At 69.9% G+C, this 19,031-nt stretch carries 25 protein-coding genes, 1 tRNA gene and 1 pseudogene; 11 read left to right on the top strand and 16 right to left on the bottom strand.

The genetic code is table 11. The features are described from left to right. Positions 1 to 57: 57 nt before the first annotated feature. Positions 58 to 423, top strand: a complete 366-nt coding sequence (locus tag CCN37_RS08465) for a hypothetical protein (RefSeq protein ID WP_086820118.1) — start codon at positions 58 to 60, stop codon at positions 421 to 423. Here CCN37_RS08465 and rsmI read toward each other — a convergent pair. Further along, positions 408 to 1,265, bottom strand: a complete 858-nt coding sequence (gene rsmI / locus CCN37_RS08460) for a 16S rRNA (cytidine(1402)-2'-O)-methyltransferase (RefSeq protein ID WP_086820117.1) — start codon at positions 1,263 to 1,265, stop codon at positions 408 to 410. The two genes, CCN37_RS08465 and rsmI, sit on opposite strands and share 16 nt — an antisense overlap. A gap of 91 nt (positions 1,266 to 1,356) precedes the next feature. On the opposite strand from rsmI, the gene CCN37_RS08455 reads away from it, so the two are divergent. Beyond that, positions 1,357 to 2,883, top strand: a complete 1,527-nt coding sequence (locus tag CCN37_RS08455; RefSeq protein ID WP_086820116.1) for a dolichyl-phosphate-mannose--protein mannosyltransferase — start codon at positions 1,357 to 1,359, stop codon at positions 2,881 to 2,883. A 7-nt stretch (positions 2,884 to 2,890) separates the two neighbouring features. On the opposite strand, the gene CCN37_RS08450 is transcribed toward CCN37_RS08455, so the two are convergent. Beyond that, positions 2,891 to 3,775 (bottom strand): hypothetical protein, encoded by an 885-nt coding sequence (locus CCN37_RS08450; RefSeq protein WP_086820115.1) that lies wholly within the window; start codon positions 3,773 to 3,775, stop codon positions 2,891 to 2,893. A gap of 197 nt (positions 3,776 to 3,972) precedes the next feature. Then, complete coding sequence (locus CCN37_RS08445) at positions 3,973 to 4,809, bottom strand: NAD(P)H-binding protein (protein ID WP_086820114.1); 837 nt, start codon at positions 4,807 to 4,809, stop codon at positions 3,973 to 3,975. 91 nt (positions 4,810 to 4,900) lie between these two features. On the opposite strand from CCN37_RS08445, the gene CCN37_RS08440 reads away from it, so the two are divergent. Together CCN37_RS08440 and CCN37_RS08435 are read left to right on the top strand one after the other, a co-directional pair. After that, positions 4,901 to 5,500, top strand: coding sequence for a TetR/AcrR family transcriptional regulator (locus tag CCN37_RS08440; RefSeq protein ID WP_086820113.1), 600 nt, complete (start codon positions 4,901 to 4,903; stop codon positions 5,498 to 5,500). Positions 5,501 to 5,597: 97 nt separating this feature from the next. Then, on the top strand, positions 5,598 to 6,041 hold the full coding sequence (locus CCN37_RS08435) for a hypothetical protein (RefSeq protein ID WP_086820112.1): 444 nt from the start codon (positions 5,598 to 5,600) through the stop codon (positions 6,039 to 6,041). Here the strand turns inward: CCN37_RS08435 and CCN37_RS08430 are convergent. Further along, positions 6,034 to 6,609, bottom strand: coding sequence for a hypothetical protein (locus CCN37_RS08430; RefSeq protein ID WP_143261494.1), 576 nt, complete (start codon positions 6,607 to 6,609; stop codon positions 6,034 to 6,036). The genes CCN37_RS08435 and CCN37_RS08430 overlap by 8 nt on opposite strands. 172 nt (positions 6,610 to 6,781) lie before the next feature. Here CCN37_RS08430 and CCN37_RS08425 point away from each other — a divergent pair, with 172 nt between their 5' ends. Both CCN37_RS08425 and CCN37_RS08420 read left to right on the top strand, forming a co-directional pair. Next, positions 6,782 to 7,192: a nuclear transport factor 2 family protein gene (locus tag CCN37_RS08425; RefSeq protein ID WP_210407925.1), complete on the top strand. Its 411-nt coding sequence runs from the start codon at positions 6,782 to 6,784 to the stop codon at positions 7,190 to 7,192. Then, a complete protein-coding gene (locus CCN37_RS08420; RefSeq protein WP_086820110.1) occupies positions 7,189 to 7,599 on the top strand; it encodes an Imm50 family immunity protein in 411 nt (136 codons plus the stop codon). Before CCN37_RS08425 ends, CCN37_RS08420 begins: the two co-directional genes overlap by 4 nt. Before the next feature lie 46 nt (positions 7,600 to 7,645). On the opposite strand, the gene CCN37_RS39675 is transcribed toward CCN37_RS08420, so the two are convergent. The 6 genes from CCN37_RS39675 to CCN37_RS08395 form a co-directional block, all read right to left on the bottom strand. After that, positions 7,646 to 7,819 carry a hypothetical protein gene (locus CCN37_RS39675; RefSeq protein ID WP_168200573.1) on the bottom strand — a complete coding sequence of 58 codons (174 nt, stop codon included), beginning with the start codon at positions 7,817 to 7,819 and terminating at the stop codon, positions 7,646 to 7,648. Positions 7,820 to 8,184: 365 nt separating this feature from the next. After that, positions 8,185 to 8,257 (bottom strand) — tRNA-Ala (locus tag CCN37_RS08415). A 60-nt stretch (positions 8,258 to 8,317) separates the two neighbouring features. Continuing rightward, complete coding sequence (gene glpR / locus CCN37_RS08410) at positions 8,318 to 9,124, bottom strand: gephyrin-like molybdotransferase receptor GlpR (RefSeq protein WP_086820109.1); 807 nt, start codon at positions 9,122 to 9,124, stop codon at positions 8,318 to 8,320. 149 nt (positions 9,125 to 9,273) lie between these two features. After that, a complete protein-coding gene (locus CCN37_RS08405) occupies positions 9,274 to 9,933 on the bottom strand; it encodes a GNAT family N-acetyltransferase (RefSeq protein ID WP_086820108.1) in 660 nt (219 codons plus the stop codon). After that, positions 9,926 to 11,149: a gephyrin-like molybdotransferase Glp gene (glp, locus tag CCN37_RS08400; RefSeq protein WP_086820107.1), complete on the bottom strand. Its 1,224-nt coding sequence runs from the start codon at positions 11,147 to 11,149 to the stop codon at positions 9,926 to 9,928. Before glp ends, CCN37_RS08405 begins: the two co-directional genes overlap by 8 nt. A 6-nt stretch (positions 11,150 to 11,155) precedes the next feature. Next, positions 11,156 to 12,046 carry a UTP--glucose-1-phosphate uridylyltransferase gene (locus CCN37_RS08395; RefSeq protein WP_086820106.1) on the bottom strand — a complete coding sequence of 297 codons (891 nt, stop codon included), beginning with the start codon at positions 12,044 to 12,046 and terminating at the stop codon, positions 11,156 to 11,158. A 37-nt stretch (positions 12,047 to 12,083) separates the two neighbouring features. On the opposite strand from CCN37_RS08395, the gene CCN37_RS08390 reads away from it, so the two are divergent. Next, entirely contained in the window at positions 12,084 to 12,668 is a 585-nt protein-coding gene (locus CCN37_RS08390) for a 5-formyltetrahydrofolate cyclo-ligase (RefSeq protein ID WP_246842891.1), read from the top strand. Positions 12,669 to 12,748: 80 nt separating this feature from the next. Next, a pseudogene (locus CCN37_RS42290) lies at positions 12,749 to 12,940 on the top strand (FmdB family zinc ribbon protein); the annotation flags it as partial. 14 nt (positions 12,941 to 12,954) lie between these two features. Here the strand turns inward: CCN37_RS42290 and CCN37_RS42285 are convergent. Beyond that, positions 12,955 to 13,092, bottom strand: coding sequence for a hypothetical protein (locus CCN37_RS42285; protein ID WP_371503817.1), 138 nt, complete (start codon positions 13,090 to 13,092; stop codon positions 12,955 to 12,957). A gap of 186 nt (positions 13,093 to 13,278) precedes the next feature. On the opposite strand from CCN37_RS42285, the gene CCN37_RS08380 reads away from it, so the two are divergent. From CCN37_RS08380 to CCN37_RS08370, 3 genes are all read left to right on the top strand, one after another. Next, a complete protein-coding gene (locus CCN37_RS08380; RefSeq protein WP_086820104.1) occupies positions 13,279 to 13,908 on the top strand; it encodes an SAF domain-containing protein in 630 nt (209 codons plus the stop codon). A gap of 48 nt (positions 13,909 to 13,956) precedes the next feature. Continuing rightward, positions 13,957 to 14,358: a large-conductance mechanosensitive channel protein MscL gene (mscL, locus tag CCN37_RS08375; protein ID WP_086820103.1), complete on the top strand. Its 402-nt coding sequence runs from the start codon at positions 13,957 to 13,959 to the stop codon at positions 14,356 to 14,358. An 81-nt stretch (positions 14,359 to 14,439) separates the two neighbouring features. Then, the gene (locus CCN37_RS08370; protein WP_086820102.1) at positions 14,440 to 14,682 is read left to right on the top strand and encodes an antitoxin; all 243 of its coding nucleotides are present in this window, start codon (positions 14,440 to 14,442) and stop codon (positions 14,680 to 14,682) included. Positions 14,683 to 14,760: 78 nt separating this feature from the next. On the opposite strand, the gene CCN37_RS39670 is transcribed toward CCN37_RS08370, so the two are convergent. From CCN37_RS39670 to CCN37_RS08345, 5 genes are all read right to left on the bottom strand, one after another. Then, a complete protein-coding gene (locus tag CCN37_RS39670; protein WP_086820101.1) occupies positions 14,761 to 14,937 on the bottom strand; it encodes a hypothetical protein in 177 nt (58 codons plus the stop codon). Positions 14,938 to 14,947: 10 nt separating this feature from the next. Further along, on the bottom strand, positions 14,948 to 15,445 hold the full coding sequence (locus tag CCN37_RS08360) for a molybdenum cofactor biosynthesis protein B (protein ID WP_086820149.1): 498 nt from the start codon (positions 15,443 to 15,445) through the stop codon (positions 14,948 to 14,950). 148 nt (positions 15,446 to 15,593) lie between these two features. After that, positions 15,594 to 16,922: a trypsin-like peptidase domain-containing protein gene (locus tag CCN37_RS08355; protein WP_086820100.1), complete on the bottom strand. Its 1,329-nt coding sequence runs from the start codon at positions 16,920 to 16,922 to the stop codon at positions 15,594 to 15,596. A gap of 75 nt (positions 16,923 to 16,997) precedes the next feature. Next, the gene (galT, locus tag CCN37_RS08350; protein WP_086820099.1) at positions 16,998 to 18,080 is read right to left on the bottom strand and encodes a galactose-1-phosphate uridylyltransferase; all 1,083 of its coding nucleotides are present in this window, start codon (positions 18,078 to 18,080) and stop codon (positions 16,998 to 17,000) included. Next, a complete protein-coding gene (locus tag CCN37_RS08345; protein ID WP_086820098.1) occupies positions 18,077 to 18,883 on the bottom strand; it encodes a DeoR/GlpR family DNA-binding transcription regulator in 807 nt (268 codons plus the stop codon). The genes galT and CCN37_RS08345 overlap by 4 nt, the downstream gene beginning before the upstream one ends. Positions 18,884 to 19,031 lie beyond the last annotated feature (148 nt).

Below are 19,031 nucleotides of genomic sequence, written 5' to 3'. Positions count from 1 at the left end.
CGGTGACCGATTTGTGAATAACCTCGGGGCGGACGACACCGTCCCGAGGAGGAGCCCATGCCCACGACGCGTCGCCTGGCGATCGCCGTGCTGCCCCTGCTGATGATCACGTTGGCCGGGTGCTCGCAGATCCAGGAAGCGGGCTCCAAGGCGAAGGTGTGCACCGACGCCATCGCGCTCGCCGCGTTCACGCCCGACCCCAAGGACGGCGAACAGGCGCAGAAGGAGACCAAGGAGACCGGCGACAAGCTGCACGAACTCGCCAAGAACGCCAAGGACGGCGACGTCAGCGGGGCCATCACCACGCTGGGCAACTCCTACGTCGACATGGCGAAGCAGCGCGTCGAGGACGCCGCCAACCTGCCGAAGTGGATCGAGACCAAGGTCAAGCAGCTCGACGCGCTCCGTCAGGCCTGTCTCTGAGCCAGGACGGCGTCGTAGAGGGCTTTTCTGCTGACACCTGAGGAGGCGGCCACCGCGGCGGTCGCCTCCTTCAGGCGCTCACCTCCGGCGACGCGCTCCTCGACGGCGGGCACGAGCGCGTTCACGTCCGTCACGGCCGACTCGTCCGCGGCGGCTCCGGCGAGCACGACGGTGATCTCACCGCGCACACCTTCTTCCGCCCACGCCGTCAGCTCGGCGAGCCCGCCCCTCCTGACCTCTTCGTACTGCTTGGTCAGCTCCCGGCACACGGCGGCTTTCCGTTCCGCACCAAGCACTTCAGCGGCGTCAGCGAGGGTCGCGGCGAGCCGGTGCGGAGCCTCGAAGAACACCACCGCGCGCTGCTCGGTGCGCAGCGAGGTCAGCCACCGCCGACGATCACCGGACTTGCGCGGCGGAAAGCCCTCGAAGCAGAAGCGCTCGCACGGCAGCCCGGACACGGCCAGCGCGGTGGTCACGGCGGAGGGGCCGGGCAGGCAGGTCACGGTGATGCCCTCCGCGGCGCACGCGGCGACGAGCCGGTAGCCGGGGTCGGACACGCTCGGCATCCCCGCGTCGGTCACCAGCAGCACGGTCGAACCGGAGCGGAGGGCTTCGAGCAGCATCGGCAGCCGGGCGTTCTCCACGGCGTCGTAGAAGCTGACGACCCTGCCGCTGGGCCGCACGTCCAGCGCCGCCGCGAGCGACCTCGTGCGCCTGGTGTCCTCGGCCGCGATCACCTCGGACTCGGCGAACGCGGCGACCAGCCTCGGCGAGGCGTCCCTGGAGTCCCCCAGCGGCGTCGCGGCCAGCACCAAACGCCCTGATCCCGATTCGACCTGCATGGACGTAGACCCTTTCACGGCGTTCGAGCGCGGCCGCCCCGCCCCTGTCTACGATCGTCCGGGTGAACCAGCGGAGAGAGGTGCGCGCCTGATGCGTGAGGACGCCACACCCCCCGTCGACGAGCGGCCATGGCAACCGTTCGGGCCGCCCCCGCCCAGCGACCGCCTGCGCGGCTGGACGGTCGCGCTGACCCTGGCGCTGATCGGCGGGATCGTCCGGTTCTGGAACCTCGGCCACCCGGCCGACAAGGGCACCCCCGTCTTCGACGAGAAGCACTACGCGCCGCAGGCGTGGCAGCTGCTGCGCAACGGCGGCTACGAGGACAACCCCGGCTACGAGCTGGTGGTGCACCCGCCGCTGAGCAAGCAGCTGATCGGGTTCGGCGAGTGGATCTTCGGCTACAACGGCTGGGGCTGGCGCTTCTCCTCGGCGGTGTTCGGCACCATCTGCGTGCTGCTGATCGTGCGCATCGCGCGCAGGCTGACCCGCTCCACGCTGCTGGGCGCGGTCGCGGGCGTGCTGCTGATCGCCGACGGCGTGAGCCACGTGTCCTCGCGCGTGGCGATGCTCGACATCTTCCTGGCCGTGTTCGTGGTCGGCGCCTTCGGCTGCCTGCTGGTCGACCGCGACCAGGTCCGCGCCCGGTTGACCGTGGCGATGAGCGAGGGCTGGGTGGGCAACAGCCCGCTCGGCCCCCGGCTCGGCTTCCGCTGGTGGCGCTTCGGCGCGGGCGTCCTGCTCGGCCTCGGCTGCGGCATCAAGTGGTCCGGCGTGTGGTTCATCGTCGCGTTCGGCCTGCTCAACGTCTTCTGGGACGTCACGGCACGGCGAACGGCCGGAATGCGCAGGCCGTGGGCGGGCACCTTCGCCCGCGACCTCGCCCCCGCGCTGTGGGCGCTGGCGGTGATCCCGGTGGTGACCTACTTCTGCACCTGGTGGGCGTGGTTCGGCAGCGAGACCGGCATCGACCGCTGGGCCGCCTCGATCAAGCTCACGGTGGACACGTTCCTGCCGTTCCTGCCCGACCCGTTGCGCGGGCTGCTCTTCTACCACGACAACGTGCTGGGTTTTCACACGAGCCTGCACACCCCGGCGACCCCGCACCCGTGGGAGTCCAAGCCGTGGACGTGGCCGATGGGGCTGCGGCCGATGCTCTACTACTACGAGTCCGGCGCGAACGCGATGGGCTGCGGGCGCCAGGACTGCGTCGGCGCGGTCATGCTCATCGGAACGCCCGCGATGTGGTGGCTGGCCTTCCCGATGCTCGGCTGGGCGGTCTGGCGCGCGCTGAGCAGGCTGGACTGGCGCTACTCCGCCGTTCTGGTCGCCTACGGGGCCGCGTGGCTGCCCTGGTTCCTCGACATCGACCGGCAGATGTACTTCTTCTACGCCACCGCGATGGCGCCGTTCCTGGTGCTCGGGCTGACCATGGGGCTCGGCGAGATCCTCGGCAGGGCGCGCGCGGGCTTCGAGCGCCGCAGGACCGGGCTGCTCGTCCTGGCGCTCTACCTCGGGCTCGTCGTGGCGAACTTCGCGTGGCTGTGGCCGGTGCTCGTGGGCGACTCGATCACGCCGTGGCGGTGGAACGCCGAGCTGTGGCTGCCCTCCTGGCGGTGATCCGCGCTCAGCCGCAGCGGTAGACCAGCGGGGTGTCCTTGTTGTCGGTGCGCGTGTAGGCGGGGATGCCGCCGTCGTCGCCGACCTTGCCCGCGAACAGCTGCGGGGTGTTCGGCAGCTTCGCTTCGAGTTTCCCGCCGCGCCACACCGCCGCGCCCACCGAGAAGTCGTGGGTGTCGCCGACCGCGAGCCCGTCGCGGTTCACGCTGTCCGCCGACTGCCCCTCCGGCAGGACGCCGGCCTTGCCCGTCGCGTCCCACTGCACCGCGCGCAGCTCACCGGGCTGCCCTTCCAGGGTGATCCAGCCGACCACGCGGCCCGCTGAGATCGACTTGCCGGAAACGTCCTTCGCGGCGACCGGCGGCGCGAGCTTCGTCGCGACCCCGTTCTTCCAGCGGTAGCCGGTGCCCGTGCCGTTGCTCGTGACGACGTCGACCAGGACGGTCCCGTCCTCGTCGATGTCGTTGGCCACCTTGGTGTCCGTGCCCGGTAGCCCGGTCAGCTCGACCATCTCCCCCGGCCGATCGGCGGGCCACATCACCGCGCGGCCCCGCTCGCCCAGCTTCGGCACGTACTGGCCGACGATGTCGCCGCGGTCGTTCACCGCCTTCGCCGTCGCGGAGTGCGTGCCCGCGGGCACCGGCAGGGCTTCGATCCGCGTCCCCACGGATCGGAACGGGCCGTAGCTGAACGTGCTGCGCAGGCCGTGGCCTACCACCGTGCCGGAGCGGTTCACGTCGGCGACCGCGACGAGGTACGGCGAGAACGGCACCTGGCCGTAGTCGACCACGCCGGTGGGCTTCCACAACGCGACGCGCTCCGCCCCGCTGCCCATCATGATCCCGGCGTAGCCGCCCTGGTTGTCCGAGGCGACCGCGCGCCCCTGCGTCATCCCGGCGGGAAGCGGAAGTGAGGAGGCTTTCCACGTGCACGTTGCCGCCGTTGCTGCTGGTCCTGCAACTACAGAACCCGCAGCGACGAGAATCGCGGGGAGTGCCAGTCGGATTGCGCTCACGATTACCCCCTCAGTCAGGAAATCGACGCTAGTGAGCGTTCCGACCGGCGCGAACCCCTATCTTTTGCGACCCCTCACATGAAATCGTGCGCGTGATCGGTCGCCCACTCCGCAAATGTGCGTGGCGGCCGCCCGGTGATCTTCTCGGTGACGTCGTGGACCTCGGCGGGCTTCTCGACGGCATCCCTGAGGTAGCCCAGCAGCGAGTCGATGACCTCCACCGGCGCCCACCGCGCCATCTGCTCGCGGGCCTGCTCAGGCGTCAGCTCGTCGAAGCGCACCGGCCGCCCGATGGCCTCCCCGATCAGCTCCACCTGCCGCCGCTGCGTCATCGCCTCCGAACCGGTCAGCTCGTACGCCTTCCCCGCGTGGCCGTCGTCCAGCAGTGCGCGGACCGCGACCGCCGCGATGTCCTTCTCGTGCACCGGCGCGATCTGGGCGTCGCCGTAGGGAGCGCGCACGACGCCCTCCGCGCGAATGCTGTGCGCCCACTGGAGGGTGTTCGCCGAGAACGAGCCCGGTCGCACGAACGTCCAGTCCATCGTGGACGCTTCGACCGCGCGCTCCACCACCACGTGCCGCCTGCCGATCACATCGTCCTCGGCGTTGTTCTCCTTGGCGGACAACGAGGACAGCACCACCACGCGCCGCACTCCGGCTTCCTCTGCGAGCTTCACGAACTCGCCGACCGAACCCGGCTCCGGGAACAGGTACACCTTGTCCACAGTGGACAGAGGTGCCGCGAGGGTCTCCGGCTCGGCCAGGTCCGCCGCGCGCACGTCGACCCCCTCGGGCAAGCCCGCCGTCTCCGGACGGCGCGTCGTCGCGCGCACGCTCACCCCCTCGGCCAGCAGCATCTCCACCACGTTGCGCCCGACGTTGCCCGTGGCTCCAGTCACCAGAATCGTCATGCCCCCAGGTTCAACCAAGCGTTTGAACACGTCAACCAAATAGCTGACTGATAATCTCCGGACCTTGATCACCCCAGCTCGAGGAGGACCCGTGCCCGCACCGAGGCGAGCGCCGAACCCGGACGAACGCCGCCAGGACGCGGACCGCTCGCGGCGCCTGCTGCTCTCCGCCGCCTTCGACGAGTTCGCCGCCAAGGGCTTCGCCGGGGCGCGGGTGCACGAGATCGCGGCGAAGGCCGGGGTGAACAAGCAGCTGATCAACTACTACTTCGGCGGCAAGGAAGGGCTCTACCGGGAGCTGCAGCAGGCGTGGCTCGACCGCGAGGCCGCGTTCAACACGCCGCAGCAGCCGCTGCCCGACCTCGCCGTGCGCTACCTCCGCGAGAGCCTCGCCGACCCGCGCGGCATCCGCCTGATGATCTGGCGCGGCCTCGACTCCGGCGACACCCCGCCCGACGAGTCGCCCATCGACGAGGACCTGGCCTACCTCCGCGACCGCCAGCACGACGAGGAGCTGTCCCCCGACCTCGACCCCGCCGCCGTGCTCCTGCTGATGATGGCCGCGATCAGCGCCCCCATCGTCATGCCCGACGTCACCAAGCGGCTCTTCGGCCTCGCCCCCACCACGCCCGAGTTCGAGGAGCGCTACGGCGCGCAGATCCGCCTCATCCTGGAAAAGCTCTGCCACTGACGTCGTTCTCGGGCCATCCGGTCGATCCCGGCCACGCTCTTCGGATCCGCGTCCTCTTGTCGCCCCCTCTCCCTAACCTCGGCGGAGGGGGTACGACATGACTGCTACGCGACGGCTCCAGATTCTCGTGGTGGTGTGCTCGGTCGTCTTCACCATCGGCACCGCGCTGCAGAACTTCGTGATCGTCAACCACGAGATGCTCGAACACACCATGCGCCTCGCCGGGCGCTCCGCCGACCCGTCCGGCTTCCTCACCGGGTTCCGGATCATCGGCTGCGTCTACATCGTCGGCAACGCCATCGGCCTGCTCGCGCTCACCCGCCGGAAATGGGTCTTCTGGGCCGCGCTCACCGTCAACCTCACCCAGGCCGCAGGCGTCGTCATGATCAAGCCCGAGGTCTTCCAGGCAACCTTCGACCTCTACGGCTTCCCCGGCCTGCTCCCCTCCATCGTCACCGACGGCGGCGCACTCCTGCTCGCCCTCGCGCTCATCGCTTCCCTCATCCGCCACCGCGCCCCCTGGGCCAGCCAGGTCACTTGATCGCCCATTCCCACCGGCCTCCACCGTTGACGATCTTCACCGCATCGTTCGGCAGGTGGATCTCGACCGCGCCCACGTACTTCCTGTTCGGCATCCAGTTGTCATCGCCGAATCCCATGCGGTCCTTCTCCGGCGCGCACTTCCACGAACTCGACGGGTTCAGCTCGCCGCCGGTGGTCACTCCCTGATCGCTGATCGCCTGGAACCGCGTGATCGCGCCGGACGGAGCACGGCTGCCGTCATAGGCGCTCCCCGTCGAGATCTCGATCCACACCAACTGCCGCCGCGTCCCCTCGAGCGGAGCGTCACCCACGTAGCCACCGCCTGTGCAGCCCGTGAGCTTGGTGATCGTGTACTGCAACGAACAGCTGTCGATAGTCGAGCCCGAGCAGTCCAAACCCGCCCTGTCACCGAGCTTCTTGGCCAGCGGCGCCTGCACAGCGGATGTCGTAGTGGTGACCGCTGGAGCGACGACGCTGGAAGGAGCGGGGCTCACCCCTTGTGGCTGCTGAGCGCAACCGAACAGGGAAAGTGCAAGAACACTCGAAAGAATGACGACGCGGCGCATGTGATGACCTCCGATTTACCCCTGAATTCGGAGGTGAGCATCTTCCAGTTACCGGGATTCCCATTCCGTTATCGGCACGTCGCTCGAGCGAAACTGAGTTATCTGTGCACATTTGTGCCGCGTTCTCAGCACGTCGCCCAACTCCACGCCGGTCACGGCTAGGCTGAGGTGGGTGACCCTGACGCACCAGGAAATCTTCCAGCGCTACGTGCACGCGGGCCCGATGAGCCGGGACCCGGACGCGCTCGCGGAGCTGTTCACCGAGGACGGTGTGTTCGAGGCTCCGTTGGTCCCCGAGGGCCACGCCCTACCGCGCCGCATGGTCGGCCGCGAGGAGATCCGCACCGGCCTCAAGGCGTACTACCAACGCGGCTCCGACAACTACGGAACCGTGAACACCCAGGAATCCCGCTTCGTCCTCCACGAGACCGCCGACCCCGCCGTCTTCATCGTCGAACTCGACACGGTCCTCGACGCTCCTGACGGGCGGCGCACCACCATGTCCCTCGTCCAGATCTTCCGCACCCGGGACAACCTCATCACCCACCTGCGAGACTACTTCCCCACCCCGCAGGCGACATGAGCTGGCTCGACCACGTGGGTGAGCGGCGCAAGATGGTCGACAAGGTGTATTCGGCACCGCCGTCGCTGACGGACGTGGATCTGTTCCAGGTCGACGTCGACCGCGAGGGCCCACGCATCGACATGCGATTCGACCTCGCCACATTCGCCGACAACCCTCTCACCGAGTGGGTGGCCGACGGCCGCAATCGGATTCAGCTGAAACTGACCTTCAGCTTCGTCCGGGACCTGGTGATACGCGGCTTCGGCTGGGAGAACAAGGCAAGCATCGACATGCACCTGCACGACCACGAAACGCTCGCCGTCCACGTCCACGGCAACACCACCGACATCTCATTCCGCTGCTCGCGGCACCTGATCCTGCAACACCTGTCCGCCTACATCCACGCCCCGAACTCCACGCCCTGATCCACCCGCGCGGGCCGAGCTCGGTGAGGACGTCCGCCGCCGTCGTCTACGGCGCCGGCGTGGTCCTGCCCTCCTCGGACAACACGCGTTGCCGGTGAGCAATCACGGCGCTCGCCAGTGCGATGCCCGGCTTGGGTCGGATGCTCGACCGTTCCCGGAAAGCGATGATCGCTTGCAGGGAGCGGTGGTGGCGCAGCAAGTCGTCGATCTCGTCGCGCACCGGCGCCGACGAGCTCGACCACGCGTCCTGCGCTTCACAGCCGCTACAGCCCCTGCCTGCCCCTGACCGCAAACCCCAACAGAGCGCTTCACAGCTGGGGCATCGCCATTCCGTGTACTTGACCGCGCACGAGTCGCACAACGCCGTGAGTTCACTGCTGTCGGACCGGGGCTCAGCTGGCAGCGAGCCGCAAACAGTGCAGATGGCGTCCACTCGCACAGTCTGACCACGGTCGGACTGACATGCTCGCCATTTTCCAGCCGTACCGCTGGCCAGTTCAGCCTGCGCTGGTTCCCGAGCAACGCGACCACGCCGGGCCAGAACGCAAAAGGCGAGCGCTCTTTGCGAGCACTCGCCTTCTAGCGTGGAGCTGAGGGGAATCGAACCCCTGACCTTCTCGATGCGAACGAGACGCGCTACCAACTGCGCTACAGCCCCGTGTTCTGTTGTGCGGGAAGCATAACAGTTGGTTGGGGGTGCTTCGCACACCCCCCACCACTACTCGCCCGAGGCCCGCCGGTAGGTCATTTGCGCAGGTGGGTCCAGGTGTTCGAAGGTCGGGTCCTCGTCGTCGAGGTCGAGAGCCTCGGCGCTGGGGCGCGAGGAGCAGCGGGTGCCGACCGGCTTGCTTGCGGCCTTGGTGGGCATCTCGAAGGTCTCGACGTCGTCGTCTTCGTCGTCCTGCTCGAACTGGTCGTGCTGGGCGACGTCCTCGTCCTCATCGTCCTCGGCGCCGCGCATGCGGGCGAGCCTGCGCTCACGGATCTCCGCTTCGATGCGCACCTGGCGCCGGAGGTAGGTGAGGTACCCGACGAGGATCACATCGGTGGCGCCGTGCGCCCACCACAGGACCGGCATCGCGAACCCGGCGAGCAGGCCGGTGGCGAGGGCGAGCAGCAGCATGCCGAGGACGACGCGCTGCCGGAACTGGTACTTGGCGCGCGCGACCATGGCGGCGAGCTCGGGGTCGAAGCCGCCCCGGCCCGGCCGGTAGCGGCGGCGGGCGCGGCGGTTGATCGACTCGTCGCCGTAGTCCTCGGCGTAGTGGTCGGAATAGCTGTCGTAGTCCTCGGAGTCCTCAGCGGGCTCCGGCGCCCGTCGTCCGGGCATGGCGAACACCTCCTGCGCGTTCTCCTCCGGAAGCTGTGCCCCGCGCGCGGCGCGTTCACCGCCGCGACGGACGACTCTGCCCGTGAGGGCCGAGTCGGCTGTTCTGGCGACGGGCTTTCGACGCCGCGCCACCATGGGTACGAGAACGACGAGCCAGGCAGCCGCGAGAGCGGCGAAGATCAACGAGCTCGGCACGCCTGTCCACCTCCCCCACACCACGCCCGACATTCATACGTGAACGCCACGTTAGTCACACCAGTCACACCCGTGTCGGAGCCACGCCGCCGGTCAACACGCCGGAGCATGTCGATCATTACCTGATCAGGCGATGCGTACCGGCTGAATCAGGGAATGCGAGCCAGCCCACGCCGCACCAGCCGGGCAACCGAACCGACGCCGAGCTCCTCCTCGGTGAACGCGAGGCTGAGGTGGTCGCGCCAGATGCCACCCACGTCGAGGTAGCGCTCGTAGAGCCCTTCGCGGCGGAACCCGAGCTTGTCGAGCACGCGGAGGCTGGGCTCGTTCTCCGGCCGCACGGTGGCCTCCAGCCGGTGCAGCCCGGCGGGCCCGAGGCTGTGGTCCACGACCAGCGCGACGGCGGCGGTGGCGACTCCACCCCTGGTCAGCTCGCTGGACACCCAGTAGCCGACCCAGCCGGAGCGCAGCGCGCCGCGTTGGATGTTGCCGACGGTGACCTGACCGGCGAGGCGGCCGTCGAGCACGATGGTGAACGGCAGGGCCAGCCCGCGCCTGCCCAGTGAGCGCAGCGTCGCCCACTGCGGCGGCCAGGCCAGCAGCGAGTTGCGCTCGTCCCAGCCCTGCCCGTACGAGCTGGGCTCCCACGGTTCGAGGTGCGCGCGGTCGCGCTGGCGGGCGGAGCTCCACGCGCTCGCGTCGCGCAGGCGCGGCGGGCGCAGTTCGAGGGTGCCCCCGGCGACGACCAGCGGGCCCAGCCGGGCCGGCCAGCCGGGGTGGCGTCCCTCTGGTGGCCGGAGGTCAGCCACGCTGCGCCAGGAAGCTCACCGCCACCTCTTCCCCGACCAGGACGTCGGTGGTCTCCTCGTCCAGCAGGATCAGGCAGTTCGCCTCGGCCAGCGAGGCGAGCAGGTGCGAGCCGGAGGTGCCCAGCGGCTGCACCAGGTACTCGTTGGTCTCGGTGTCGCGCATGAGCTGTCCGCGCAGGAAACCCTTGCGCCCCTTGGCGGAGGTCACCGGGGAGACCAGGCGGGCCTTGACCCTGCGGCGCTGCGGGTTGCGCTTGCCGAGCGCGGCGCGGATCAGCGGCCGGATCAGCACCTCGAAGATCACCAGGGCACTGATCGGGTTGCTGGGCAGCAGGAACGTGGGCACCTCGTCCGGCCCGAGCCTGCCGAAGCCCTGCACGGAACCGGGGTGCATCGCCACCCGGGTCTCGTCCAGCTCGCCCAGGTCGGCCAGCGCGCCGATGACCTCTTCGCCGCCGCTGCCGCCGATCGCGCCCGTGATGACCACGATCTCGGAGATCAGCAGCCGTCCCTCGACGATCTCGGCGAAGCGCGACGGCTCGGTCGTGACCACGCCGACCCGGCTGACCTCGGCCCCGGCGTCCCGAGCCGCCGCGGACAACGCGTAGGAGTTGACGTCGTAGACCTGCCCCGGACCCGGGGTGCGGTCGATGTCCACCAGCTCCTCGCCGATGGAGATGATCGACACCCTCGGCCGGGGGTGCACGAGCACCTTGTTGCGGCCGACCGCGGCGAGCAGACCGACCTGGGCCGCGCCGATCGCCGAGCCCATGCGCACGGCGACGTCACCGGTCTGCACGTCCTCGCCGGTGCGGCGGACGAACGCGGCCGAGGGCACCGGGCGCTGCACGGAGACCCTGGCCGGGTGCTCGTCGGTGTAGGCGAGCGGAACGACCGCGTCGGCCAGCGTCGGCAGCGGGGCACCGGTCGCCACCCGCACGGCCTGCCCGGGTTGCAGGCGGCTGGGCTGGCGGGAACCGGCCTGGATCTCCCCGACGACGGGCAGCACGACCGGGTCGGCGCCCGCCTGCTGCACGTCGACACTGCGCACCGCGTAGCCGTCAACGGCGGCTTGGTCGAAGCCGGGCAGCGCCCGCTCCGCCACGACCTCCTCGGCGCACAGCAGACCCTGCGCCTCGGAGATGGCCACCCGCACTGGGGACGGCTGCACCGCGGCGCGGAGAACGCGGGCCAGCTGCTCGTCTACGGACCTCATAACTTCCTAGGATGCGGCAACGCGCTCGCGGAGCCACTTCAACAGGCCGGGCCCATACGCGGGATCTTTCAGCGCGAAGTCGACCGCGGCCTTGAGGAAGCCCCCGGGGTTGCCCAGGTCGTGCCGGTCGCCGCGGTGCACCACGACGTGCACGGGGTGGCCCTCGGCGATCAGCAGCGCGATGGCGTCGGTGAGCTGGAGTTCGCCACCGGCACCCGGCGTGATCCGCTTCAGCGCGTCGAAGATCGCCCGGTCGAGCAGGTAGCGACCGGGGGCGATCAGGTTCGACGGCGCGTCCTCGACCGCGGGCTTCTCCACCATGCCCTTGAGCCGCTTCACGTCCGGCTCGTCGGTGTCGTCCACGTCGAAGACGCCGTAGGCCGACACCTGCTCGCGCGGCACCTCGATGGCGAGCAGCACGCTGCCGCCGAAGCGCTCGCGCACCGCGGACATGGCCTCCAGCGCGCCGTTGGGCAGGATCAGGTCGTCCGGCAGCAGCACCGCGACGGCCTCGTCCTCGCTGGTCAGGTTCGGCTCGGCGCAGGCGACCGCGTGCCCGAGGCCCAGCGCCTGCTCCTGGATGGCGACCTCGACGTCGAGCAGGCCGGGGGCGCGGCGCACCTTGTCCAGCAGCTCGGTCTTGCCGCGCTTCTCCAGCGTCGACTCCAGCTCCGGCGCGGGCTGGAAGTGCTGGCCGACCGACGCCTTGTCCGGCGAGGTGACGATCACCAGCTTGCTCGCGCCCGCCTGGGCGGCCTCTTCGGCCACCAGCTCGATCGCGGGCCGGTCGACTACGGGCAGCAGTTCCTTGGGCACGGACTTCGTGGTCGGCAGGAACCGGGTGCCGAGTCCGGCTGCGGGCACGATTGCGGTGCGGAAGGCGCTCGACGAGCTCATGGGCCGAGCCTATCCGGCGTGCCTAAGCTCACTTTTCGTGGCTTCGGAAGATCTCATCAGGCAGGCGAAGAAGGCATGGCGCGAACGGCTGTCCCACGGCAGGGCAGCCTTACCGGACCAGGTGCTCGCGGACCGCGCGGAAGCGTTGGCCAGCACCCTGTCCGACTGGGCGGCGACCTACTCCGGCGGAACCGTCTGCGCCTACGTCCCGATCGGCGCGGAACCCGGTTCACCTGCGTTGTTGTCCTCCCTTCTCGATGCCGGTTGCCGTGTGCTGCTGCCCGTGGTGACCGGTAGGAGCCCCCTCGCGTGGTCCGAGCACACGGGGGAACTGCTGCCCGCCAAGTTCGGGCTTCTCGAACCGCCGGGTCCGCGGCTGGACGCGTCGGCGATGGGTGCGGCGGACGCGGTGCTGGTCCCGGCACTGGCCGTGGACCGGCGAGGCGTCCGGCTCGGGCGCGGGGCCGGGCACTACGACCGGTCGCTGCCGTTCGTCCGCCCCGGCACTCCCCTGGTCGCCGTCGTTCACCCGGAAGAATTCGTCGACGAGCTTCCCGGTGAGGAGCACGACGTCCGCATGACGGCGGTGCTGGTCCCGCACGCGGACGTGCGACCGCTCTGACCCGGGGTGTTTGCGCTCCGGGGCAGAATTGGCGCATCATCGTATTTAGCACTCGTCGCTGCTGAGTGCCAACCGGTTGAGTGCCAGTCGCTGTTCCAGCGGCAGTTGACGACAGTTCGCGGAGGGACGTCGTGCCGACCTACCAGTACGCCTGCACTGAGTGCGAGCACCGCTTCGAGCAGTTCCAGTCGTTCAGCGACGACGCTCTCACGACGTGCCCGGAGTGCTCGGGCAAGCTCCGCAAGCTCTTCGGCTCGGTCGGCATCGTGTTCAAGGGGAGCGGCTTCTACCGCACCGACAGCCGGTCGGGCGGCAGCTCCACGGTGGGCGCCTCCTCTGATTCGTCCTCGTCGGACAGCAAGTCGAAGTCGTCTTCCTCGGAGTCCTCCGCTGGGTCGTCCGGGTCCTCTTCGGACTCGTCCAAGTCGACTTCCTCATCTTCCACCACCACCCCGACAGCGAAGGCCGCAGCGGCCTCCTGAGGCCACCTGATCCGGCTAGTTGTCCACAGCGGCACCAGTTGTCCACAACTTGGCCGCCGAGGGCCGGACCGCACCCCATCACCTCCTAACGTCGAAGTCGCTGACCCACAACGACTTCAGGAGGCTCGATGGGCGGGACCCTGGCGCCGCTGCCCCGCGACCGGATAGGGCGGTTGCTGCGCGGCCGGATCGTGCTCCTGCGCAGGCTGCTGACGGCGCTTCTCGTTGCCCTGGCGGCGTTTCTGGCCTGCGCGCCACCGGCGGAGAGCGTGCGCGTCCTCGTGGCCGCACGGGATCTGGCACCCGGAGCGGTGCTCACTGCCGATGACGTTCGCCCGCACGCCTTCACCACGGACTCAGTACCGGACGGCGCTCTCCCAGTCGCCGCAACGGTTTCCGGGCGATTACTGGTGGGCGCGGCGCGACGCGGGGAACCGCTGACCGACCTGCGCCTCGCCGGGCCCGAGCTCACCGGCCTGGTCACCGGTGACGCCAACGGGGCGGCGGTCGCCGTGCGCCCCGCCGACCCCGGTGTTGCCGACCTGCTGCGAGCGGGTAGCCGGGTGGACGTGATCGCTCAGGAGTCGGCCGTGCTCGCCGAGGACGCCGTGGTGCTCGCGGTTCGCGGCGAGAAGGACGCGCGCGGCCTCGCCAATCGGGCGGAGCGCCTCGTCGTCCTCGCGCTGACCAGGGAGGACGCCACCCGCGTCGCGGCGGCCGGGCTCACCCGACCGGTGGCGATCACGCTACGGAGATGACTGTTTACTCTGTGCGGGCCAGTCGGCACAGGACCAAAAGGGGCAGCAGTGCTTAAGGGCTTCAAAGACTTCATCATGCGCGGCAACGTGGTCGAGCTCGCGGTGGCCGTGGTCATCGGCAGCGCGTTCACGGCGATCGTCACGGCGTTCACCACCGGCATCATCAAGCCGTTGATCAACTCGATCGGCGGTTCGGACCCGGCGCAGGGGCTTGGCTTCCAGCTCGTCGGTGACAAGCCGTCCACGTTCATCGACCTGGGCACCGTGATCAACGCGGCGATCAACTTCCTGATCGTCGCCGCGGTGGTCTACTTCGTCCTCGTCCTGCCGATCAAGAAGATCCAGGAGCGGCGCGAGCGGGGCAAGGAGGCCGGCCCGTCGAAGCCGACCGACGTGGAACTGCTGACCGAGATCCGCGACCTGCTGCAGGAGCGCAACACCCAGCGCTGAACCGCGACCACTGCGCCGGTGCGCCGTCCTGGGTAGCGTCGGAACCAGGACGGCACACCGCCGCGGTGGAGGGACAAGGCAATGAGCTTCCTGGACAAGGCCAAGGAACTCGCCAACCAGGCGAAGGAGAAGGTCGGCCCGCTCGCGGAGCAGGCCAAGGAGAAGGCGGGTCCGCTCGCCGAGAAGGCCGGTGACGCCGCGGCGCGCGGGGTCGACCTGGCCGCGTCGAAGCTGGACAAGGCCACGGGCGGGAAGTACCACGACAAGATCGAGGACGTCAGCACCAAGCTGGAGAACGTCCTCGACCCCGACCGCAAGAAGTAGGCCCGCCGGCAACACCCGTTTCGTACTCATAGCGGGAATTGGGAGCGCTCTTTTCCTGCTATGAGTACGAAACGGGGATCAGGCGTCGTGGTGGGGCGGGCGGTTCTCGTAGTACCAGGCGTCTGAGGTGCGGTCGGCGCGGTCGCCGGGATCGCGCTCGTCGGAGGTGGTCTCCGGGAGCACGTCGCCGAAGAGCTCGTCGAGCTTTCTGCGATGCTGCTCGGCCTGCTCGCGCTCGGCTGGCTCGCCCGTCACCGACGCCGCCTCACGCCTCTTCGATGCCGGAGAGCTGCTCGATCACGTGCTGCACCAACGGGGTCAGCGTGGCCATGCCGTCGCGGACCGAGGAGCGCGACGCGGCGAGGTTGACCACGAGGGTGCTGCCGGACACGCCGACGACGCCGCGCGAGATGCCGGCGTCCACCGCTCCGGCGGCCAGGCCGGAGGCGCGCAGGGCCTCGGCGACACCGGGCAGCGGGCGGTCGAGCACGCCGACCGTGGCGTCCGGGGTGACATCGCGTGGGGACACACCGGTGCCGCCGACGGTGATCACCAGGTCCACGCCGCCGATGACCGCGGTGTTGAGCGCGTTGCGGATCTCCACGATCTCGCCGGCGACCGCGACGGTGCCGTCCACGATGAAGCCTGCTTCTTCGAGCAGCTCGGTGACCAGCGGCCCGGTGGTGTCCTCGTGTTCGCCGTGTGCCAGGCGGTCGTCGACGAGCACGACGAGGGCACGGCCGAGCTTCGCGGTGCGTTCCATGAGGAGCACGTTAGTCGGCTCGGGCACGGCGTGCGTGGAAGGTTCGACGATCAGGTTCGGTCTCATGCGCTCCCCCGGGGATCGGACAGGACGGAGCGCGGGTCCCCGGCGCGAGGGCTGGCCGGGAACCCGCGTTCCTTCGTGGAGGTCAGCCTCCGCTGAGCACCCTGCTGCCCAGCGTCAGCTCGACCTCGCGTTCGGTACCGCCGCTGGCGACGGTGACCTTGACCTTGGAGTTCGGGTCGTGCGAGCGGACCGCGGCGATCAGCGAGTCGGTGTCGTTGATCCGCCGGCCGTCCAGCTTGGTGATCACGTCCCCCTGCTTGATGCCCGCGGCCTCGGCCGCCGAGTTCGGCTCGACAGTGCCGACGGCCGCGCCGTTGGCCGCCGTCGCGGAGCGCTGTTGCTGCGGCGCGAGCGTCACGCCGAGCACGGCGTGGGTGGCTTTGCCGTTGGTGCGCAGCTCGTTGGCGATGCGCATGGCCTGGTCGATCGGGATGGCGAAGCCGAGGCCGATGGAGCCGCCGGACTGCTGCTGGCCGCCGCTGGCCGTCTTGATCGCGGTGTTGATGCCGATGACCTTGCCGCTCATGTCCACCAGCGGACCGCCGGAGTTACCGGGGTTGATCGCGGCGTCCGTCTGCACCGCGTCCATCACGGTGCTGTCGCCCGCCTCGTTGCCGGTGCGCACGGGCCGCTGCAGCGCGCTGACGATGCCGCTGGTGACCGTGTTGCTCAGGCCGAACGGGGCGCCGATGGCGACGACCTGCTGGCCGACGCGGAGGTTGCCGGAGCGGCCGAGCTCGACCGGGGTGAGCCCGCTGACGCCCTCGGCCTTGACCACGGCGAGGTCGGAGGTGGGGTCGACGCCGATGATCTTGGCGGGCGCGGTCCTGCCGTCCTTGAACTGGATGCGGATCTGGCCGCCACCGGCCGCAGCCTCTTCGACCACGTGGTTGTTGGTCAGGATCATGCCGTCCGAGCTGAGCACGACGCCGGAGCCCGATCCGCTCTGCGTCTGCAACTGCACGACGCTCGGCAGCACCTTCTGCGCGACGGCCTCCACGCTGCCCGCGGGGGCGGGGCTGTTCACGTTGCTGGCGTCGGGCCGGGGCGCGTCGAGCGCGTTGTAGGAGCTGTTGTCGAGCGCGAGGTTGTAGCCGAGCAGGCCGCCGCCGACACCGCCCGCCGCGCCGCCGAGCAGCGCGAAGATCAGCGCGCCCGCGACGAGCTTGCCCCTGCCGGACTTCGGCTTCTGCTGCGGGTAGGGCTGCTGGTGCTGCACCGGGATGCCGAGCGGGTTGGTCAGGGGGCCGTTGTCCTGCTGCGGGTAGGGCTGGCCGCCGTAGCCCGCGTGCGGCTGCTGCTGGGCTGCGGTGGCCTCCGGCGCACCCTGCTGCTGCGGGGTGGTGCCCTCGGTCGGCTGCTGCGGGCGCTCAGGCTGTCCGCCCGAGGCGCCGGAGGTGTTGTCCGTCATGGGAACCACTCTGGAGTGCCGACCTGAGAAGAGGCTTAGACACGCCTGGGGTTCGCTTGTGGATACGCCGTCAATTCACCCGGAGGCACGCAGCCGCTCGGCGATCTGCTCCGGCGTGGCGTCGTTGACCCACACCGCCATCCCCGACTCCGAGCCCGCCAGATACTTCAGCTTGTCCGCGGTGCGCAGCACGGAGAACACCTGGAGGTGCAGCCACGAGTGCTCGCGGCCGACCCGGACCGGGGCCTGGTGCCAGGCGGCGATGTAGGGCAACGGCTTGTCGTAGAGCCCGTCGAGCCTGCCGAGCACATCGAGGTAGAGGCGGCCGAAGTCGTCGCGCTCGGCGTCGCTGAGCGCGGGGATGTCGGGGACTTGGCGGTGCGGCACGAGCAGCACCTCGACCGGCCATCGCGCGGCGGCCGGCACGAAGGCGGTCCAGTGCTCCGTGGAGCCGATGACGCGGATCTCCGCAGCGCGCTCTGCCGCCAGAACGTCGCCGAGGACGTGCCGACCGTGCTCGGCGTGGTAATCGCGGGCTGTGGCGAGCATGCGCTCAGTGCGCGGTGTGACGAACGGGTAGCCGTAGATCTGGCCGTGCGGGTGGTGCAGCGTCACGCCGATCTCTTCGCCGCGGTTCTCGAAGCAGAAGACCTGCTCCACGCCGGGCAGCGCGCTGAGCGTGCTCGTGCGGTCGGCCCACGCGTCCACGACGGTGCGCACCCGCGCGGGGCTGAGCCCGCCGAAGGAGGACTCGTGGTCGGAGGTGAAGCAGACGACCTCGCAGCGGCCGAGCCCTCCGGCCTGCTCCACCATGGGCATTCCGTCCACAGTGGACGGTAGAGCGGGAACGCCCTGGGCGAAGGACGGGAAGCGGTTCTCGAAGACCACCACGTCGTAGCTGGACTCGGGGATCTCGGTCGGCCGCCCCGGCGAGGTCGGGCACAGCGGGCACAGGTCGGCCGGTGGCTTGTAGATGCGGGTCTGCCGGTGCGCGGCCATGCCGACCCACTCGCCGGTCAGCGGGTCGCGGCGGATCTCCGAGCGCGGCGCCTGCTCGGGCAGGTCGCGCGTGTCCTCGGCGGCGCGCGGGGCGGTCTCGGTGTCGTCGAAGTAGATGATCTCGCGGCCGTCCGCGAGGTGGTTGCTGCTGCGCCTCACGCGCCGACCTCCGGCTGAGTCCTGCGGGTGGGAACGGGGGCGAGCACGAGTTCGTCGACGTGCTCGGAGAGGACCTCGCGCGCGCCCTCGTCCAGGCCCTCGTCGCTGACCAGCACGTGCGCTTCGTCCAGCTGGGCGATGGTGGAGATGCCGACCGTGGCCCACTTGGTGTGGTCGGCCAGCACCACGAGGTTGCTCGCCGCGTCGACCAGCGCGCGGTCGGTCTCGCTCTCGTTGAGGTTGGGCGTGGTGAACCCGGCGTTCAGCGCCATCCCGTGCACGCCGAGGAACACCAGGTCGAGGTGCAGCGAGCGCAGCGCCTGCACCGCGACCGGGCCGACGAGCGCGTCGGAGGGCGTGCGCACGCCGCCGGTGAGCACCACGGTCCGGTCGGTGCGCCCGCGCTGCTGGAGCACGTCGGCGACGCGGATCGAGTTGGTGACGACGGTCAGGTCGGCCACGTCGTCGAGGTAGCGCGCCAGGGTCCAGGTCGTGGTCCCCGCGGAGAGACCGATCGCCGTGCCGGGCCGGACGAGTTCGGCGGCCATCGCGGCGATGGCCTCCTTCTCCGGGAGCTGGCGGACGGACTTGGCCTCGAAGCCGGGCTCGTCGGTGCTGCGGCCGGTCGCCGAGGTCGCGCCGCCGTAGACCTTCTCCACCTGGCCCCGCCGGGCGAGCGCGTCGAGGTCTCTGCGCACGGTCATGTCGGAGACGCCGAGCCTGGTCACGAGGTCGCTGACCCGCACCGCCCCGGTCCTGCGCACCTCTTCGAGGATCACCGCCTGTCGTTGCCGCGCCAGCACCGCGCACCTCTTCCCCTTGACGGCTCCACCCACCCAGACTGACCCAGTCCGAGGGGCAACGTCAACACAGTCCAACACGAAGTTGCGTCCAGGTTGAGCCCTTTCAGACAACTAGTTGATCGCCGTAGAACCGAAAAGGGCAGCAGGG

The organism is Allokutzneria sp. NRRL B-24872 (assembly GCF_002155965.1).
Lineage (GTDB): Bacteria > Actinomycetota > Actinomycetes > Mycobacteriales > Pseudonocardiaceae > Allokutzneria.
Note: the sequence above shows the minus strand (reverse complement) of the source record. Positions and strands in the feature narration are given on the sequence as shown.

Coding starts and splice junctions, on each gene's coding strand:
- CCN37_RS08465 (WP_086820118.1), top strand. CDS start 58: ATGCCCACGACGCGTCGCCTGGCGATCGCCGTGCTGCCCCTGCTGATG.
- rsmI (WP_086820117.1), bottom strand. CDS start 1,265: ATGCAGGTCGAATCGGGATCAGGGCGTTTGGTGCTGGCCGCGACGCCG.
- CCN37_RS08455 (WP_086820116.1), top strand. CDS start 1,357: ATGCGTGAGGACGCCACACCCCCCGTCGACGAGCGGCCATGGCAACCG.
- CCN37_RS08450 (WP_086820115.1), bottom strand. CDS start 3,775: ATGACGCAGGGGCGCGCGGTCGCCTCGGACAACCAGGGCGGCTACGCC.
- CCN37_RS08445 (WP_086820114.1), bottom strand. CDS start 4,809: ATGACGATTCTGGTGACTGGAGCCACGGGCAACGTCGGGCGCAACGTG.
- CCN37_RS08435 (WP_086820112.1), top strand. CDS start 5,598: ATGACTGCTACGCGACGGCTCCAGATTCTCGTGGTGGTGTGCTCGGTC.
- CCN37_RS08430 (WP_143261494.1), bottom strand. CDS start 6,609: ATGCGCCGCGTCGTCATTCTTTCGAGTGTTCTTGCACTTTCCCTGTTC.
- CCN37_RS08420 (WP_086820110.1), top strand. CDS start 7,189: ATGAGCTGGCTCGACCACGTGGGTGAGCGGCGCAAGATGGTCGACAAG.
- glp (WP_086820107.1), bottom strand. CDS start 11,149: ATGAGGTCCGTAGACGAGCAGCTGGCCCGCGTTCTCCGCGCCGCGGTG.
- CCN37_RS08395 (WP_086820106.1), bottom strand. CDS start 12,046: ATGAGCTCGTCGAGCGCCTTCCGCACCGCAATCGTGCCCGCAGCCGGA.
- CCN37_RS08380 (WP_086820104.1), top strand. CDS start 13,279: ATGGGCGGGACCCTGGCGCCGCTGCCCCGCGACCGGATAGGGCGGTTG.
- CCN37_RS08370 (WP_086820102.1), top strand. CDS start 14,440: ATGAGCTTCCTGGACAAGGCCAAGGAACTCGCCAACCAGGCGAAGGAG.
- CCN37_RS08360 (WP_086820149.1), bottom strand. CDS start 15,445: ATGGAACGCACCGCGAAGCTCGGCCGTGCCCTCGTCGTGCTCGTCGAC.
- CCN37_RS08355 (WP_086820100.1), bottom strand. CDS start 16,922: ATGACGGACAACACCTCCGGCGCCTCGGGCGGACAGCCTGAGCGCCCG.